Consider the following 17,333-nt stretch of genomic DNA (forward strand, 5'->3'; position numbering starts at 1 on the left):
CCTTCCTCCTTGAAGTCCCCAAAGTAAAAGCCGATAACCCCGCCGCGGTTATCGGCTTTTTTTACGTATGCGCTGGTGACACTTAAGCGACTAAGGTCGCCAGAACGTCCAAGACGCCCTCCGCGTTGTTGGTGCCGGCATGGTGCGCGACCTGCGCCTTCACGTGGTCCGTGGCGTTAGCCATCGCGTAGCCGTGCGGCGTCAGAGTCAACATACTTAAGTCGTTTTCATTATCTCCGAAGGTCATGAGTTCGTCGTCCGCAACGTCGTACCGGGCCTGTAAGTGGCGCAATCCGGCGGCCTTGTTGACGCTACCCTCGCTGATCAGTTCCGTGTTGTACCCGGAGGTCTGACTGCCCAGGCCCGCCGGCAGGGCCTGCCGCAACGTTTGTAACGCGGCCCCGAAATCAACGCCTGGTTGGAAGGTGACGCCGATGCTAGTCACTTGGTCCTGGAGCCGCTCGGGCGTGATGGTGGCTAAGCTAGGTACCTTCAACAGGTGGTCATAGTACCGGTGGGTCAGCTCGTAAGCAGCCGGTGTGATCTGGTCATCCACGTAAGCGGACTTGAGGCCAGCCACCAGGTGTTCGGCGATGTCGCTAGGCGCGAATTGCTGATGAATCACGTCTAGGGTCGCCGCGACCGCTTCAGCGGGCATGGCCGTGACCGACAACAGGTCCCCGTTACTGTGGACCACGGCCCCGTTTTGCGAGACAAAGTCCATCTGATCTTGGAACTGCTCGAACTGGGTCTGGAGTCGTTGGTACTGTGAGCCGCTGGCCGCGACCACGTGAATCCCCTTCGCCCGCAGTTTCGTCAATAATTCCGCAAACCGGGCATGGTTATAGGTGTTTTGGTCATTCAGAAAGGTGCCGTCCATGTCAAACGCCACGAGTTTAATCGTCATTAAGCAGTTCCTCCTTCAGTAAAGTCAACTTAGCATACCACAAATCATCCATAAAACGTAACGGGACCCCACAATTTCTGCGGTGTCCCGTTAATTTACGCTGCATCTTGATGAATACTCTCCGGCTCGCCCAGCACCCAATGGCTGACCAGTGCAAGTATCAGGAAGGCTAACGCCACCCCGCAAACGCCGGTCCAACCGGCATGGCTCCAGGCCCAAGTCGCTGACAGGGTTCCTAGCGACCCGCCTAAGAAGTAGCTAAACATGAAAACGGAGTTGTTCCGGCTGCTTTCTTTGCGGTTCAAAGACTGGACGATGGCCTGGTTAGAGACCTGGCTGAACTGGGTCCCCAGGTCAAGCAGGACAATCCCCACGATGAGGCCCACCAGCCAAAAGCCAATCAACCAGAAAATCACGAAGGCCACTCCGGAGAAGACCATGCTCAGGCCCACCGTCAGTCGTGGCGACCGCTGATCAACTAGGTTACCAATCCACGGCGCTGCCAAGACCCCGGCAATCCCCAGCAAGCCTAACAGGCCGGCCACGTTACTGCCCAAGTGGTATTGCGTCGCCAGGTAGAAGGCCAGCGTGGACCACAGGACGTTCGACATCCCAAACATGCAGAAGCCATTGATGGCTGCTCCTCGCAGGGCGCGTTGCCGGGCAAACAACCGGGGCAACGTCTGAATCACCGGCCAATACCGCAATTCTTGATGGCCCCGTGCATCGTGCGGTAAGTACGCGTGCACGATGATCAAGAAGACCAGGTCAATGACCGCCGCAATCAGGTAAATGTCCTGCCAGGGCATGATGCTCCCCAGTAAGCCACTAAACGACCGCGATAACAGGATTCCCGTCAACAAGCCACTCAAGACGATTCCCAACACTTTCCCCCGCTGGAGACTAGGTGCTAGGTAGCCCGCATAGGGGATGATAATCTGCGGGGCGACCGACGTAATGCCGACTAGGGTCGTTGCCACCGCAAAGACGCCGGCATTCGGAGCCCAAAAGGCCAACAGAAGTGATCCAATTGAGAGCACCATCATGAACTGAATCAGGTGGTACCGGTCGAAGATATCCCCTAGGGGAACGATCAGCAGCAGGCCGAACGCATACCCTAACTGGGTGACCATGGCCAAGGCTTCCACCACGGACTTCGCTAAACCAAAGTCCGTGGCAATCAGGTTTTCGATAGGTTGAATGAAGTTCAGGTTGGCCACGATGACTCCCGTGACCACCGCCATTAACAGAATCGTTTTCCGTGACAACGTTGGCGTTGTCGTCTCTTTCTCTTTCACACACAAAACCTCCCAATTATTAGTTTAGGCGTTTGGGGCGGAAAAGAAAACCGGCTAATGGATTCGGCCTACATGGCCCAGTCATTAGCCGGCTGTTCAAAAAAGGCTAGTTCCCCAAATGAGAACTAGCCGTTAAGTCAACGCTTACTCCAACCCCCGCAACAACTGCGTCTGCAGCGCCACTAGTCGCTCCTGTAAGGTGGCTTGTCGCTGCAAGTTGAAGTAGAGACGGCCCCAAAGGTCCTGCTCTTCGCGCGGGGGAACGGGAATCTCCAGGGTCCGTAACGTCTTCAACGACAACTTGTTGGCCACGTGGCTGCCTTCTAGGAAGCGGGCCAGCTGACGCTTAACGGCGTCTGTCTGGTTGACACAGTAGCACAGATACCGCGGGTCAATCTGGTGGTGCTTGATCCGCCAACGAACAAAGTTCTGGGTCAAGACCTTCCCCGCCGTCTCCGCGGTCACGATACTGGCCGTGTTCTGCAGGGTGCTGAAGACAATGTCGCCCACCACGACCTGGTAACTCTGCTCGTCAGCACGCTCTTGCGTCGGTTGGGCCACCAAGCGCCCTAGGTCGGCCACTAAGTCTTGATATCCGTACAGGTCCGCCGTGGAGTCCTTCAGCCGCAACTGGTTTACTCCCGTCTTCATGGTCACTAAATCATCCAGCTGCATGCCGGCACCCCCTCGTATTGCTTCGTTAATTTCCTATTTTCAATGTAGCATGCCGGTTCATGACCGTCAAATCAAAAAAGCGCTCTGACCCCCGCCAGTAGCGCTACTAAATGCCTATCGCGTTTACGTAGAGGCTGTGGCTAACGCTAACCCGGCTTTGGCAGGTACCAAAACCCCAACGTCTACGCCACGATTTTACGAACCTTAAACCGCGCCCTTATCCCCCACTGAGAAAAATCAGTCGGCCTTAAGCTCTGCTAGGTGCCAACAGCCACCTAAAATCCGGCGCTATTGCTTAATAAGCCAAACGTTTTCGTGAGCCGTGAGGGCGAGCAGACAGGGCTCAGCCGTGAAATTTGACTTGGGGAGCGTTCTTTGCTGCCCTAGTCAAAGGCCCAGCTTCGAGACCGCTCTTTGGCTCGAAGTGGTGCCCACGGCGTTCCAGCCCTGTCTGGTCGCCCGGTAAGGCGGATGATCCCATCAACGTTAGTCCGCCTAATCATCATTAGAATAGAAGGTCTCGGACAGTTTGTCTTCCTGGTCCCCGGAAATTTCGACGCTCACGTTGTCTTCATAGGTGACATCCGTAACGGTGATGTCAATGGTGGTACTGTCGTCGTAGTCGTCCTCCACACTAGCGTAACCCGAATACTGGTTGCCCCCGTCGTGACTTTCGATGGTCACATCCGTACACTTTGCATCTAGGTTATCATCGTTTTGGATCATATCGTTCACCACGCCCTTGGCATCCTTCGCCAAACCTGCTTCTCGGGATTCTTCCCGCGATTCCTTCGCCTTTTTCGACGACTGAACCCGTGATTCAGAGGCTTGGAGGGCCGCTTGATGGGCCTGTTCCTTGTGATTGATCACCACGTTGCTGGCCACCACGACCACCACAGCCACGGCAATCACCCCTAAAATGATGGTCAACCAATGGCTCCGTTGCGGTGCTGGTCCCTGTGGCGTGGGGGTCGGTGACGGCTGAGCGGCTGCTTGCTCCCGGTGGGCGTCGCTGTCGGCGTTTCCTGCCCGTCAGTCGGCGCAAACTGATACCCACACTTCGGACAGAACAGTGCATCCTGATTAACCTGCGTTCCACACTGTGGACAAAATTTACCGTCACTCATTATTTAACCCCGCTTTATGATTAAAACTAAAAATTTTTAACACCTATTTTAAGATACGCCGGATTTCGCAGACCGTCAACGACCCCCGCCCCGGCTCAGTCCGCCGTCTTCTTCCACTTTCGAATCGTGCGAATGTTATACCCGGTTTCCTGGGAAAGTGTCTGGGCCTTTTCCGTGGCGTGTTCCCGCACATACGCCGCCGCTTTTTCCCGGTCATTATAGTGATCCGGAAAGCTGACCGTGTTACCGCCATAGTTGTCGTGAACCAGTTGAACCGCCTTGGCCCCTAAGACTTGATAGAATTCCAAATACACCGGCGCTAGTAAATGTTCATCGAATTGTTCCATACTTCTCCCATCCTTTCACTGCATTACCCAAATTATGCGGAATTCAGCGGCACTTTGTAAGGGAACTTTTCCCGGGAAAGTTCGCCGAAGAATTCAATGTAATTTTAAACAATTACTTAACTACAAGCTTACCTTACACCAATTTCAGAATTTGTCAATGTAATTCTATAAAATTACAAAAATAATAGTTAATAAAAAACGGCGACTCCTGGTCACCGTTTAACGTCTTAATGCCGCTCCCACTGGTTGAGTTGGGTCACGACGTTCTTTAAAATTTTAATGCCCAGCTGATAATCGGGTTCCGACCCCAACATCCGAAAAGCCAGGGTCCAGGCATCCCGGTAGCCGCTCACGGTCAGCTGGAAGTACGGCATGGTGTGGTACGCGCCCGCAAACGTGACCTGGGCGACGGCACTCCCGTCAAACTGTAAGCGCGACTGGTCGACCCGCCCGAAGTTCGCAAACGACACCGCCGCGGTTGCGTGATACTTGCCGGCCAACCGCCGCACCCACTGCGGGGGCAATGCCCGACTCATGCGCTTTAGTTCCACCAACGGCGTCAGGTATGCGAGATCCGCGTGCAGTTGGGTGACCGTCTCTTGAATCCGGTGCACCACGTCCTCTAAGCTATCGCGGTCGTGGACCGTGATGGGAACGGGCAACTCACTGCTTAAGTTAGCCACCTGGACCACGTTAGCAGCCGTCACTGGCCCGTGCAACCGCAGATCCACCTGACAGGGAATCATCAGGTGTTGCTGGCCCGTCAGGGTGTAAACGGCCAACGCGTAGGCCCCCAAGAGCACCGTGTTCAGCGTGACGCCCGCCGACCGGGCTTGGCGCTGTAAGCGACGGCTCTCCGCTTTGGAAATGGTGGCTTCCCCTTGATGATGGTGGACATCCCCCCGGAGCTCTGGAAATGGCGCCTGGGTGGTCAACACTTGCATCGGCGGTAAGGGCCGGTGCGGATGCCGCAGGTGGGCCAGAATCTTCCGCCCGCTCCGTTCATTAGTGAAGCTGGTCAGATCCTGCCCGTCGTAGGCCGCCGCCAACAGGTACAGGTAATGCTTAAACCCTTCCCCATCGGTCAAAAGGCGACTCATCGCGATGCGTAACTGGTCATAATCGCGATGATGGATGATTTGAATCTTGACCTGTGGCCCCACCAACACGTCCAGCCGCACCCGGCCGGGGTCGTGCCCCGCCGAATGCTCCTCGACCACGTCATCCACTGTGGCGCCGACCACGTTGAACCGGTTCCAGCGGTAGTCGTAACTCCCCAGGATCTGGGGCACCACGGTCTGCGTGGTGGTGACGGCCTGCTTTAGGCGGTGGACATCAATGGGGTGCTGCAGACTCAGCGTGCACTCAAGCAACGGCCGAATCCGGGTTAAATTTAATGTTGGCATCAGATCCAACGGTTCACCACGATAATACACACAACCACCCCTATCCTATCTTTGGCTTTAGTATAGCAAAGCCCCTACGAAAAACCCCGCAATACCGCCGAGTTATTGCTAAAAATTAATAATCCTGTAACCTAGCTTCCCGATTTACCAGCGTCACGGGCTCTGGTAGAATGAAGACAGAGTATTCAAATCTAATGAGGTGATTGTTTTGTCAAACGAACCCGCACCAATTTCTTGTAATCAAACCCTAATCGTCGCCAACCACCGGGTCTTCCAACCCGACCTAAACGAACACCAGACCGTCTTCGGCGGTAAAATCTTATCACTGGTAGATGACAGCGCTTCCATCGCAGCCATGCGTCTGACGCGGAGCACCGTGGTCACCGCGACCTTCGACCACGTCAACTTCTTAAAGCCGTTCCACCTGCAGGACTCCATGTGCATGGAAGCCTACGTCAGTGGGACTGGCCACCGTTCGTTGGAAGTCTTCGCCAAGATTGTCGGGGAGAACCTGACTACCGGCGAACGGTTCTTAGGTTTCACCAGCTTTATCACTTTCGTCATGGCTGAAAAGCCCCAGACGCCGCTGCCCATCGTGGTTCCCCAAACCGAAGAGCAACGCTACATCTGTTCCGGTTACCTCCAACGGTACCAAGCCCGGAAGAATAACCGCGAGGAACAGGAACAATTAATTGCCCACACCTCGATCACCCTGCCGTGGTCGACCCAGCTGCCCCAAGACTAAGCCTTGAGCGGGCCAACTTCCGCTCACACGCTTCGGCACCGTATCATTAAAGATATAGACAAGGAGCAGATGGTCACAATCCCCCCCGCCTTACCGGTTGGCCCTGAAGAGACTGGAGCGTGGTGGGCATGACTTGGAGCCCTGAAAGCCCCAGGTCTTCAAGCTCGGCCTTTGGGTAAGCCAGCTGAAAAACGCTGACTAACCCAAACGACACCACTGAGCCTCTTCAGGCCCAACCTCACGGCTAAATTGAGTGTATCCAAGACAGTGTTTCTCAATGCCTGAAATTAGAAATATCACGTGTGGGACTGTTAAAACCAAATAATCAGGCAAGCCCGATTGGGTTTCGAATCAACAATACACTTGGGGACCACGGTCTATTGGCAAATCGTGTTCCGCTATGGTTACACGACTATAAGCCGTCCGGTAAGGCGGATGACCATCGTTTTAAGACCGGTCCTAATTGCGCTCATGAGCCTATGTTCAATCTTCAGCGCCATATAAGCCACGAAATCTCTGTAAAACCATCTTGGTCTTACAGAGATTTTCTTAGTATGGTTTGTTCCACATGAAACATTCTGACCAATTCACTAACTTATAGTTAGCATTTGGTGCATAAAACTCGTATACAAATCCCAATACCTAATTTGGGGAGGAATTTACCATGAAAATTATGATCATCGGCGCCACCGGGATGGCCGGCTCCGCCTTAGTTACCGAAGCCCTACAGCGCGGACACCAAGTCGTTGCGTTAGGCCGTTCTGCCGATAAGTTGGCGCAACTCCCAACTAACCCGAACCTGACCACCAAAGCCCAGGACGCCCTTACCCTGACACGTGAAGACTTACAGGCCGTTGATGCCGTCATCGACGCCTTCGCCACCGCTCCCGCCCAGGCTTACCGCCACGTGGATTTGGCCACGCACCTGGTCAGTGAATTGCGCGAGACCACCACGCCACGCGTCGCCTTCATCTTAGGGGCCGGTAGCCTCCAGACCGGTGAAGACCACCACCTGTTCGTCCACGATATCGCCAAGGATCCCCAAGCGGCGGCCTTCCTCAGCGTCCCGCAGAACCAGCTCAAGGAACTCAACTTCCTGCGCGACGTCGATAACGTCAACTGGTTCGGCGTGTCGCCAGCCGCCGACTTCCACGCGGGTCCCGCCGTTCCCGCCATTCTGGGTACCGATGAGTTGTTACACAATGCGCAACAGGTCTCCGCGACTTCGGCCGGAACCATGGCCGTCACGATTCTCGACGAACTCACAACACCGCAACATCACCAGACCCGCTTCACGGTCGCAGATAAATAAGCACCGATTCAGCGTCGGCCATTTCCCTGGCCGGCGTTTTTTGCTACTATAGGGGAGTTCTAAATTTCCGGCGCCCACGGGCCACTTGGCAAACTTTAGAACGCAAACCTTAGTATAGAAAGTTGCGATTAAATTGAAAAAGCGTCTTACCTGGCGAGAGCTGGGCTTCATTGGCACCATGCTGTTCGGGCTATTTTTCGGCGCCGGCAACTTGATCTTCCCAATCTTTCTGGGACAACAAGCCGGTAGCCACGTTTGGGCGGCAATCGGCGGCCTGTTAATTAGTGGGATCGGTCTGCCCCTGCTGGGGGTGACCGGGATGGGACTGACTCGCAGTACCGGGGTCTTCGACCTGGCGAGTAAGGTCAACCGGCCCTTCGCTTACGCGTTCACGGTCCTGCTCTATCTGACCTTGGGCCCCTTTTCGGCCCTGCCCCGACTGGCCACGACCTCGTTTCAGATCGGCCTAGCGCCGTTCGTGGCGCCACACCTGCAGACCGGCGTTCTGGCTGGCTTCTCGGTGGCCTTCTTCCTGATTGCGTGGCTATTAGCCCGGCATCCCGGGAAGCTGATGACCTATATCGGTAAATGGCTCACGCCGTTCTTCTTAATTCTTTTGGCCATCATCATGGGGGCGGCTCTACTGCATCCCCTGGGTGGTCTGGACGCCGTGAGCCGGGGCGGCTACGTCGCGCATCCCGTCCTGAGCGGGTTCACCGAAGGGTACAACACCCTGGATGCCTTGGCAGCCCTAGCCTTTGGGGTCATCGTCATCGACAGCATCCGCGACCTAGGCGTCACAGACTCTCGTGACATTGCCCGCTACACCATTAAAACGGGGGCTATCAGTATGTCCTTGATGGCCGTCATCTACACCCTCTTAGCCTTGATTGGGACCATGAGTCTGGGCCACTTCTCGACCGCAGCCAACGGTGGCGTGACCTTAGCTCAAATCGCCGACTACTACTTCGGCGTTTGGGGGACCCTGTTACTGGCCGTGTTGGTAATTATCGCGTGTCTCAAGACCGCCATCGGCCTGATTTCAGCCTTCGGGGACACCCTCAGCGTGCTCTTCCCCAAGTTCTCGTACCCGGTGGTCACGGCTTTCGCGGCGATTCTGCCCTGCCTCTTCGCCAACGCCGGACTGACCCGGCTAATCGCCTACTCAACCCCAATCCTGCTCTTCTTGTACCCGCTGGCGATCGTCCTGATCGTGCTGGCCGTGCTCTCCCCGTTACTGGGGATGTCCCGGTGGCTCTTCGGTACGGCGATTCTGTTAACGCTGTTACCCGCCTTCGGGTCGGCAGCCAGCGGCTTACCCACCAGTTGGCAACAGACCGGCTTCTTCCAAGCCGTCCTGCACGCCAACGCTTGGTTACCCTTCGCGGCGGGGGGCTTCAGTTGGTTAGTGCCCGCACTCGTGGGAATCGTGGCCGGCTGGTTACTGGGTAAGTGGCGCGATCCACAGCCACAAGTTTAGCTGGTGTTAGTCACCACCCTCTCGCCTGACGATGACGTTGAATTGATGCCGTAACCACGTCCTAGCACCAGTTGCTAACCCTGAATTGCGAAATCAAGTCCTAAGACTTTTAAAGGACCGGCTTCCAGAAAGCATCTGGAAACCGGCCCTTTTTCAATGACGCCAATTAAGCCACGATAACGGTTAAGCGGTTCGTCAAAAACATCGCCTAAGCTAGATTTCCCCTACCCCGGGTTGATCTGGTCAATGCCCTTGATCCGCAAGTCCGCCAGGCTCGCCAGGGGTTCGGGGTAACGCATAATCAACCGCGTTAGGCCTTGGACTTCCTTGACCTGGAGCATCTGGCACTGGACCAGAATTGCGACGTCTTGGTCGAACTCATCCCGGTCGGTGTTGTCCCAATCGTGGGCGAAGGTGTCATCGTGCACCACCGCGTAAGGGACGTGGGTCTTCTTAGTGGTCTTATTGCTGTACAGGGCGTGAAAGAGGATCACACCCCAGCGCCGACCGGCCCGCTCCGTTAACGACGCGAACTTTTCCGCGTCCGTCTTCTGCGCACTAGCCGGGTTCACAGCGATGAAGGACGCGTTCGGGTCGGGGTTGACCGACTTCAGGTAAGCAAAATAATCACGGTACTTTCGTTGCATGGTAAAACCTCGCTTTACATCAAAATTAAGTTACATCCTTTATACCACAAAACGGGGACGGTCGTCGAAGATACGACGACCGTCCCCGTTTCACTGAACCACCGCGCCTAACCCTCCGCTAGGCACCCGGGTGGTTATTTCGTTTTCGCAATCTTACCTTGTTCAATGTAGACACTCAAGATGGCAATATCGGCTGGGTTGACCCCGCTGATCCGGCTAGCTTGCGCTAAAGTCTCCGGTTGGATCTTCTTCAGCTTCTGGTGCGCTTCCGTAGCCAAACCGTCGATGGCGTCGTAGTCGATTTTTTCGGGGATCGCCTTGGCTTCCATCCGCTTCAACTTCGCCACGTTCTCCTCGGCCTTCTTGATGTAGCCCGCGTACTTCAACGAAATCTCGATTTCTTCAATGATGTGGCGGTCTAACGGCAGGTCTGGGGCGGGGATGAAGTCCAGTAGAGTCTGGTAGTCCACGTAAGGCCGGCGTAAGAAGACGGCCGCTAAGATGCCGTCTTGGAGCGGCTTATCCCCGTGGCTGGTAATGAAGTCGTTGATGGCGTCGGTTGGCTTGATCCGGATGCTGTTCAACCGGTCGGTTTCCGCCTTGATAGCCGCCTTCTTGTCGAGGAAGGCTTGGTAGCGCTCATCGCTGATTAGGCCCAACTCGTGGCCCTTTTCCGTTAACCGCAAGTCAGCGTTATCGTGCCGGAGAATCAACCGGTACTCGGCCCGGCTAGTCAGCAGACGGTAGGGCTCCTTGGTGCCCTTGGTGACCAGATCGTCGACCATGACCCCGATGTAGGCGTCGGAGCGCTTCAGGGTAAAGCCCGGCTTCCCTAAAGCACGCAACCCGGCGTTAATACCGGCTAATAGGCCTTGGCCTGCGGCTTCTTCGTACCCGGAAGTCCCGTTAGTTTGCCCCGCCGTGAAGAGGTTCTTCAAGAGCTTGGTCTCCAGGGTCGGCCGCAACTGGTACGGCGCCACGACATCGTATTCGATGGCGTAACCGGGCCGCATCATTTGCGCGTCTTCCAGCCCCTTGATGGAGTGCAGAATCTTCTGTTGCACTTCTTCGGGCATCGAGGTCGACAACCCCTGGACGTACCACTCGTCAGTCTTCCGGCCTTCTGGTTCCAAGAAGAGCTGGTGGCGTGGCTTGTCGGCGAACCGGACGATCTTGTCTTCGATGGATGGGCAGTACCGTGGACCGACCCCTTCGATCACCCCGGTAAACATGGGCGCGCGGTCCAAGTTTTCCCGGATGATCTCGTGCGTCTTGGCGTTGGTGTAGGTCAACCAGCAGGAGAGTTGGTTCTTCAAGTCCAGGTAGGCGCTGTCGGGCGTGGTGAAGCTAAAGTGGTTCGGCTGTTCATCCCCCGCCTGTTCTTCGGTCTCATCGTAGTGGATGGTGTTGCCATCGACCCGCGGTGGCGTCCCAGTCTTGAACCGTTCCAACTCGAACCCGTACTTCGGCAGGTTCGCCGTCAACTTGTTGGCGGGTTGGGAGTTGTTGGGACCGGACGAATACATCAGTTCACCGATGATGATCTTCCCCCGGGCCGCGGTGCCGGCCGCGATGACCACGGCCTTAGCCCGGTACTGAGCTCCGGTATTGGTGATGACCCCGCGACACTCGTCGCCTTCAACAATCAGGTCGTCCACGATGCCCTGGCGTAACGTCAGGTTGGGTTCGCGTTCGATGGTGTGCTTCATCTCGGCGTGGTAGGCGTGCTTATCCGCTTGCGCCCGTAAGGCCCGCACAGCGGGGCCCTTCCCAGTGTTGAGCATCCGCATCTGGACGTACGTCTTGTCGATGTTCTTACCCATTTCACCGCCCAAGGCGTCGATTTCACGAACCACGATGCCCTTAGCTGGCCCCCCCACGGAAGGGTTACATGGCATAAAGGACACCATGTCCAAGTTGATCGTCATTAACAGGGTCTTGTTCCCCATCCGGGCTGCAGCCAACGCCGCTTCACTACCCGCGTGGCCGGCCCCCACCACGATGACGTCATAGTCGTCGCCGGGGTATTGCTTTACTTCCGTCATACTACTGATTCCCTCCATGCCCGGTCCCAGTTGTCCGGGGCCTAATGGTTATTTTTAAATTGAATTCCTAAATTTAAGCCATCTATTTTAATTATTAATAACAATTAAGTATTAATAATTAAAAATGGCTAGTCTGATTACTTCCCTAAACAGAACTGACTGAACAGCTGGTCCAGTAATTCGTCTTGGTAGCTGTCACCGGTGATTTCGCCTAAGAGGTCCCAGGCGCGGGTCATGTCGATCTGGACCAAGTCCACCGGCATCCCCATCGCGATGCCGTGCATCACGTCGTCCAACGCCGCACTAGCCTGATGCAACAACCCGATGTGCCGAGCGTTGGTGACCATGACCGTCTTCTGGCTGGACTCGATGCCCTCATCGAAGAACAGGTGGGCGATCGTGCTTTCCAACTGGTCCATCCCCGTCTGTTGCAGGATCGACGTCTGGATCAACGGACTGTCGCCAGCCACCGCCTGAACGGCTTTCAGGTCCAGCTTCTGTGGCAGGTCGGTCTTGTTTAGAATCAGGATTCGCTGCGTGTGGCTGGTGGCCGCTAACAGCTCCTGATCCTCGGCGGTCAACGGTTCGCTGGCGTTCAAGACCAGCATCACCAAGTCGGCCGTATCGATGGCCTTGCGTGAGCGTTCGACCCCGATCTTTTCAACCTTATCGGTGGTGTCGCGAATCCCCGCGGTATCAATCAGCTTCAACGGGACCCCCTTAACGTTCACGTACTCTTCGATCACGTCCCGGGTGGTTCCCGCCACGTCGGTCACGATGGCCTTGTCTTCGTGTAACAGGTGGTTCAAGAGGCTACTCTTCCCCACGTTCGGCCGGCCCACGATGGCGGTGGCTAGCCCGTCGCGCAAGACCTTTCCCTGTTTAGCCGTCTGCAGGAGGACCTTAATCTGCTTTTGGACTTCCTGAGCCTTCTCCAACAGCATCTTAGTGGTCATGGTCTCGACGTCGTCGTATTCGGGGTAATCAATGTTGACCTCGACCTGGGCCAACGCATCCAGAATGTCTTGGCGCAAGTGGCGAATCAACTTGGACAGGTCCCCGTCCAACTGGTCCAAGGCGACCTTCATGGACTTATCGGTCTTAGCCCGGATCAGGTCCATCACGGCTTCGGCCTGGGAGAGGTCGATTCGGCCGTTGAGAAAGGCCCGCTTGGTGTACTCCCCGGGTTCCGCCAGCCGCGCGCCGTAGCTCAAGCATAACTGCAAGATTCGGTTCGTGGCCACGATGCCCCCGTGACAGTTGATCTCGATAATGTCTTCCTTGGTGTAGGTCTTAGGGGCCCGCATCACGGAAACCATGACTTCATCAACTTCTTCGTGCGTCTCCGGGTCGATGATGTGGCCGTAGTTAATGGTGTGACTAGGGACTTTGGTCAGGTCCTTGCCCTTGAATAACTTCGCAATCACGGCGAAAACGTCCTCACCACTCATCCGAATAATGGCGATACCACCCTCACCAGGTGGCGTCGAAATTGCTGCAATCGTATCAAACTCTGTCGTTGTCGCCATGCTGATCCTCCTCTAAAAGGTTGTCTAACGGTTTCTCTGTTTCCACAGTTCCTATCTGCGTGACGGTCGGTAGTGGGCCGCAAAAGACCCGGGCGTGTCATTTAACGCCATAAAAAAAAGCACCCACTCCACGCCACCTAACAGACGCGGATAAAGTACTTTCACTACTTTATCGTAAACATGATAAGAATGATTGTCTTTACTATAAGGTGCTTGGTCCCATTTGTCAAACCTCAGGGTCAAACCGGTTCGATCACCACGGCCCGGTGCGGTTCCTTCCCCGCCGAGTAGGTGGTGACGTAATGGTTCTGCGCCAGCGCCGCGTGAATCTGCTTGCGTTCAAAGGACGGCATGGGGTCCAAATAGATGGGCTTACCCGTGGCCACGACTTCGCGCGCAGTATTATCCGCTAAGCGGGCCAGCGTGGCTTGCCGGCGTTCCCGGTAGTTGGCCACGTCTAGTTCCACCACCACGTGGGCGGCGCCATGATGGTTCAAGAACAGTTGGGCCAGGCTCTGCAGGGCGTTAATGGTCCGACCGTGTTTCCCGATCAGCAGGCCTTCCTTTTCCGTCTCAAAGGCCAGTCGGACCTGCCGGTGTCCCAGTGATTCCGCCGAAACCGTGGCGTCGATGCCTAACTGGGTCACAATCTCTAAGACGTAATCCTGAACGGCTTCGATGGCCGCTTCCCGGTGGGCCCGGTTTTGAGCTGGCGTCCGTTGTGGCCGGGGTGCCGCTGCTTTGGCCGGTGCCGGGGTCGGCGTGGTTGGGGTCGACTGGGGGGCCGGCTCAGCTGCCGTCGACTTGGAAGTAGACGCTGTCGGCTGGGCTGGCGCTACTGGTTGCGCGGCGGGCGCCGCAACGGCCTTTAAGACCACGTCCACAGCAGCGTCACGATGACCCAGGCCGAACCACCCTTTCCGCGCCGGCTTGATCACCTTAGTCGTCACCTGCGCGCGGGTACTGTTCAGGGCCGCCACCCCAGCCGCAATCGCAGCTTCTTCCGTTTTCCCCGTAAAGATCGTCATCGCAAATTCCTCCCGTTTGTTCCGTTTTCAGTCAGTTGTAAGTATACCATGCCCACCAAAATCCGACGCAAAAAATCCCTACAGTCACCTTACTGGGAATCAGTCGCCTTACCGGGCAGTCAGACAGGGCTGGAACGCCGTGGGCACCACTTCGAGCCAAAAAGCGGTCTCGAAGCTGGGCCTTTGACTAGGGCAGCAAAGAACGCTCCCCAAGTCAAATTTCACGGCTGAGCCCTGTCTGACCGCCCTCACGGCTTACAATCGCGTAAGCTTAACGATAGTTGGCTATTCCGGAGGTCCCCTAAGTTTCGAGTGATGACAACTTTTTAGACAGTCTCTAATTGGCTGCTAGGGTCACCTGGAGTTGCGAATAGTCGTGTGCCTAGTAGGCAGATAGTTGATATTCTGGCTCAATCATGGTCGAGGACGGTCTGGTTAGCGGATGGTTGCCAGTAATTTTAGCGTTAGATTGTTCGCTAGTTGACAGCCCGGAGGCGAGCAGAAGCTCAGCTAGCGAAATGATGGTTAGTCAGCGTTTTTTGCTGGCTTACCATCAGGCCGAGTTTTGAAATTCGCGGTCTTGGCGAAGTTCAAAATCGTGCCCGCAAGCGTTCCAGCTTCTGAGCGCCGGAGGGCGACCAGTTTACTCCTAACTAACACGGCGTTCCAGCCTTGTCTGGCCGTCCGGTAAGGTGAATGACCCCCGCCCCCCCGGCAGTGACCATTAAAAAAGCCGCTGAGGTGACTTGCACCCAGCGGCTTTTTCTCAAAATGCATTTATAACCGGAATTACTTCCGACGACTCTTCTTAGCTTTGCGGATCGCGTTACGGATGGAACGGTCATGGTTGGCCTTTTCCTGTTCCTTAGCTGCCCGTTCGGCGTTGATCTTCCATGGGTTTTGAATCAAGAGGGTCTGGCCCACTTGGAACACATAGGAGATCGTCCAGTACAACGACAGTGACGATGGCACGTTCAGGGCCGTAAAGAAGACCACTAACGGCATCCCGAAGACCATCATCGTGTTCATCGAACTGGTTTCTGGGGCTGACTTGGTGGTCAACCACGAACTGGCCATGGTCGCAACAGCCGCCAGGATTGGCAGGATGAAGTACGGGTCCTTGTGCCCCAATTGGAGCCACAGGAACGAACCAGAACGTAGGATCTCCGTCCGCCAGATGGCTTGATAGAGCGCCCAGATAATTGGTAATTGAACGATGGCTGGCAGGCATCCCATCATTGGGTTAATGCCAGCTTCCGAATACAGCTTTTGCTGTTCGGCTTGCAACTTCTGCATCGTCTCGCGGTCACGGGACGAGTATTTCTTTTGTAAGGCTTTGAGTTGGGGTTGAACCTCTTGAGTCTTCCGCATGCTGCGCGTTTGGAAGATCATCAATGGCATCAGGATAATCCGGATGATAATCGTAAACATGATAATCCCGGCACCATAACTATTGCCGAAGAAATGCGCCAACCAGATAATCGCCCGCGAGAAGTTCAAGACGATCAGGCCGTCCCAAATCCCCGTACTTTGATTGGTGATTGGTTTATTACTACAAGCGGAAAGGATAAACACCAGACTCACAATGCCCAACATCATTAGGGTACGTTTGTACTTTTTCACGGTTATTCCTCGCTATAGTTGGAATCTAACAACTTTGCCAGTTTTAAGACGTGGATCAGACTGCTTTTGGCATCGGCCATCGAGATTTGATCGGCACGGGGCCGCGCGATGACCAGGAAGTCCACGTCCTGTTTCAGGTAAGGCTTTAATTCGAGTAAACTTTGCCGGATCCGCCGTTTCACCCAATTCCGGTGAACCGCGTTACCGATCTTCTTGCCGACAGAAATCCCGACCCGAAAATGCGGTTGCCCCGGCTTAGCCATTGAATACACCACAAATTGGCGGTTAGCCACTGAATTTCTGGTTTCAAAGACTTGCTGAAATTCCGCTTCTTTCTTAATGCGGTAAGATTTTCGCATGGAGCATCTCCAAAATTTAACGATCGCTATGATCAACATGCTACCAGTCGGCTGACTGGTGCGACAGTCCGAGGGGCATTGGGGTCCCAGTACCGACTCAGATAAAATAAAAAGACCACTGAACCATCAGCGGCCTATGCAGACAATACTTTACGTCCCTTTTGGCGACGACGTGCCAATACTTGACGGCCATTGCTCGTGCTCATGCGCTTACGGAAGCCGTGGACGCGTGAACGGTGACGTTTCTTTGGTTGGAAAGTGCGTTTCATGTCAGAAACACCTCCTTAAAATTGGTATTTGACTTGGTTATCCGAGAAACTCGGACAGACTAAATGCATTTCTAGAATATATTAGCATAAAATCCCGCCAATGAAAACCAGAACTTCGAATTTACGTCAAAAACTTCTCCCCAACAAAATTTGTTTCATACCCAGAGCCTGTGGATAACTGAGAATCCCAGAAAAAGTTATCCCGGACTTTTCCGCCGACTTATCCACTGTTCCACAGGGTGTTAATTTGGCTTTTTTATTTCCTGTTCAAATTGTGGATAACTTGTGAAACACTTGATATTAAGCCGTTTCTAGTCAACAAGCTCCTGTTGATAACTGTATTTAAATATTTTTATCCACACTTTTTGAACATCCTGTGGATAACTTAATTAACTGGTTGTGAAACAATCGAATTGACTCCTCAACACCCTGTGGAAAACTTTTTTTCTTCATGCTACACTGAAACTACGTTTTCCGTCAGAACGTCATTTTTTTCTGACGCGTAAGTTCATCACAACGAATAGGGGGATACACTA

Annotated in this window: 17 protein-coding genes; 3 read left to right on the top strand and 14 right to left on the bottom strand. The window is 54.8% G+C overall.

From position 1 onward, the window contains the following. Positions 1 to 82: 82 nt before the first annotated feature. The 7 genes from RIN67_RS12585 to RIN67_RS12610 form a co-directional block, all read right to left on the bottom strand. Positions 83 to 907, bottom strand: coding sequence for a Cof-type HAD-IIB family hydrolase (locus RIN67_RS12585; protein WP_024747876.1), 825 nt, complete (start codon positions 905 to 907; stop codon positions 83 to 85). 95 nt (positions 908 to 1,002) lie between these two features. After that, on the bottom strand, positions 1,003 to 2,151 hold the full coding sequence (locus tag RIN67_RS12590; RefSeq protein ID WP_265000038.1) for an MFS transporter: 1,149 nt from the start codon (positions 2,149 to 2,151) through the stop codon (positions 1,003 to 1,005). A gap of 198 nt (positions 2,152 to 2,349) precedes the next feature. Beyond that, positions 2,350 to 2,880 (bottom strand): restriction endonuclease subunit S, encoded by a 531-nt coding sequence (locus RIN67_RS12595; protein ID WP_265000023.1) that lies wholly within the window; start codon positions 2,878 to 2,880, stop codon positions 2,350 to 2,352. A gap of 495 nt (positions 2,881 to 3,375) precedes the next feature. Further along, entirely contained in the window at positions 3,376 to 3,810 is a 435-nt protein-coding gene (locus RIN67_RS12600; protein WP_313826120.1) for a hypothetical protein, read from the bottom strand. Next, on the bottom strand, positions 3,807 to 4,007 hold the full coding sequence (locus tag RIN67_RS13415) for a zinc-ribbon domain-containing protein (RefSeq protein WP_390894522.1): 201 nt from the start codon (positions 4,005 to 4,007) through the stop codon (positions 3,807 to 3,809). The genes RIN67_RS12600 and RIN67_RS13415 overlap by 4 nt, the downstream gene beginning before the upstream one ends. Positions 4,008 to 4,102: 95 nt before the next feature. Beyond that, the gene (locus RIN67_RS12605) at positions 4,103 to 4,354 is read right to left on the bottom strand and encodes a hypothetical protein (RefSeq protein WP_024747855.1); all 252 of its coding nucleotides are present in this window, start codon (positions 4,352 to 4,354) and stop codon (positions 4,103 to 4,105) included. A 227-nt stretch (positions 4,355 to 4,581) separates the two neighbouring features. Next, complete coding sequence (locus RIN67_RS12610; protein WP_265000025.1) at positions 4,582 to 5,790, bottom strand: phthiocerol/phthiodiolone dimycocerosyl transferase family protein; 1,209 nt, start codon at positions 5,788 to 5,790, stop codon at positions 4,582 to 4,584. A gap of 178 nt (positions 5,791 to 5,968) precedes the next feature. Between RIN67_RS12610 and RIN67_RS12615 the strand changes: the two genes are divergently transcribed. From RIN67_RS12615 to brnQ, 3 genes are all read left to right on the top strand, one after another. Beyond that, on the top strand, positions 5,969 to 6,505 hold the full coding sequence (locus RIN67_RS12615) for an acyl-CoA thioesterase (protein WP_024747853.1): 537 nt from the start codon (positions 5,969 to 5,971) through the stop codon (positions 6,503 to 6,505). Between the two features lie 664 nt (positions 6,506 to 7,169). Further along, complete coding sequence (locus RIN67_RS12620; protein WP_265000026.1) at positions 7,170 to 7,817, top strand: NAD(P)-dependent oxidoreductase; 648 nt, start codon at positions 7,170 to 7,172, stop codon at positions 7,815 to 7,817. Between the two features lie 133 nt (positions 7,818 to 7,950). Continuing rightward, positions 7,951 to 9,297 (top strand): branched-chain amino acid transport system II carrier protein, encoded by a 1,347-nt coding sequence (gene brnQ / locus RIN67_RS12625; protein ID WP_265000027.1) that lies wholly within the window; start codon positions 7,951 to 7,953, stop codon positions 9,295 to 9,297. 224 nt (positions 9,298 to 9,521) lie between these two features. On the opposite strand, the gene RIN67_RS12630 is transcribed toward brnQ, so the two are convergent. The 7 genes from RIN67_RS12630 to rpmH form a co-directional block, all read right to left on the bottom strand. Next, positions 9,522 to 9,944 (bottom strand): hypothetical protein, encoded by a 423-nt coding sequence (locus tag RIN67_RS12630; protein ID WP_265000028.1) that lies wholly within the window; start codon positions 9,942 to 9,944, stop codon positions 9,522 to 9,524. 134 nt (positions 9,945 to 10,078) lie between these two features. Further along, positions 10,079 to 11,989: a tRNA uridine-5-carboxymethylaminomethyl(34) synthesis enzyme MnmG gene (gene mnmG, locus RIN67_RS12635; RefSeq protein WP_313826118.1), complete on the bottom strand. Its 1,911-nt coding sequence runs from the start codon at positions 11,987 to 11,989 to the stop codon at positions 10,079 to 10,081. A 137-nt stretch (positions 11,990 to 12,126) separates the two neighbouring features. Then, entirely contained in the window at positions 12,127 to 13,518 is a 1,392-nt protein-coding gene (mnmE, locus tag RIN67_RS12640; protein ID WP_265000030.1) for a tRNA uridine-5-carboxymethylaminomethyl(34) synthesis GTPase MnmE, read from the bottom strand. Positions 13,519 to 13,757: 239 nt separating this feature from the next. Next, the gene (jag, locus tag RIN67_RS12645; RefSeq protein ID WP_265000031.1) at positions 13,758 to 14,546 is read right to left on the bottom strand and encodes an RNA-binding cell elongation regulator Jag/EloR; all 789 of its coding nucleotides are present in this window, start codon (positions 14,544 to 14,546) and stop codon (positions 13,758 to 13,760) included. Positions 14,547 to 15,335: 789 nt separating this feature from the next. Further along, positions 15,336 to 16,169, bottom strand: coding sequence for a membrane protein insertase YidC (yidC, locus tag RIN67_RS12650; RefSeq protein WP_024747844.1), 834 nt, complete (start codon positions 16,167 to 16,169; stop codon positions 15,336 to 15,338). Between the two features lie 2 nt (positions 16,170 to 16,171). Continuing rightward, positions 16,172 to 16,528, bottom strand: a complete 357-nt coding sequence (gene rnpA, locus RIN67_RS12655) for a ribonuclease P protein component (RefSeq protein WP_024747843.1) — start codon at positions 16,526 to 16,528, stop codon at positions 16,172 to 16,174. Between the two features lie 134 nt (positions 16,529 to 16,662). Beyond that, complete coding sequence (gene rpmH, locus RIN67_RS12660) at positions 16,663 to 16,797, bottom strand: 50S ribosomal protein L34 (protein ID WP_081624573.1); 135 nt, start codon at positions 16,795 to 16,797, stop codon at positions 16,663 to 16,665. Positions 16,798 to 17,333: the final 536 nt, after the last annotated feature.

This window comes from Levilactobacillus namurensis, assembly GCF_032197885.1.
Taxonomy (GTDB): Bacteria; Bacillota; Bacilli; order Lactobacillales; family Lactobacillaceae; genus Levilactobacillus; species Levilactobacillus namurensis_A.

Bases quoted from the DNA above. Each gene is read 5' to 3' on its own strand.
- RIN67_RS12585 (WP_024747876.1), bottom strand. From the start codon at position 907: ATGACGATTAAACTCGTGGCGTTTGACATGGACGGCACCTTTCTGAAT.
- RIN67_RS12590 (WP_265000038.1), bottom strand. From the start codon at position 2,151: ATGGCGGTGGTCACGGGAGTCATCGTGGCCAACCTGAACTTCATTCAA.
- RIN67_RS12595 (WP_265000023.1), bottom strand. From the start codon at position 2,880: ATGCAGCTGGATGATTTAGTGACCATGAAGACGGGAGTAAACCAGTTG.
- RIN67_RS13415 (WP_390894522.1), bottom strand. From the start codon at position 4,007: ATGAGTGACGGTAAATTTTGTCCACAGTGTGGAACGCAGGTTAATCAG.
- RIN67_RS12605 (WP_024747855.1), bottom strand. From the start codon at position 4,354: ATGGAACAATTCGATGAACATTTACTAGCGCCGGTGTATTTGGAATTC.
- RIN67_RS12620 (WP_265000026.1), top strand. From the start codon at position 7,170: ATGAAAATTATGATCATCGGCGCCACCGGGATGGCCGGCTCCGCCTTA.
- RIN67_RS12630 (WP_265000028.1), bottom strand. From the start codon at position 9,944: ATGCAACGAAAGTACCGTGATTATTTTGCTTACCTGAAGTCGGTCAAC.
- mnmG (WP_313826118.1), bottom strand. From the start codon at position 11,989: ATGACGGAAGTAAAGCAATACCCCGGCGACGACTATGACGTCATCGTG.
- mnmE (WP_265000030.1), bottom strand. From the start codon at position 13,518: ATGGCGACAACGACAGAGTTTGATACGATTGCAGCAATTTCGACGCCA.
- jag (WP_265000031.1), bottom strand. From the start codon at position 14,546: ATGACGATCTTTACGGGGAAAACGGAAGAAGCTGCGATTGCGGCTGGG.
- rnpA (WP_024747843.1), bottom strand. From the start codon at position 16,528: ATGCGAAAATCTTACCGCATTAAGAAAGAAGCGGAATTTCAGCAAGTC.
- rpmH (WP_081624573.1), bottom strand. From the start codon at position 16,797: ATGAAACGCACTTTCCAACCAAAGAAACGTCACCGTTCACGCGTCCAC.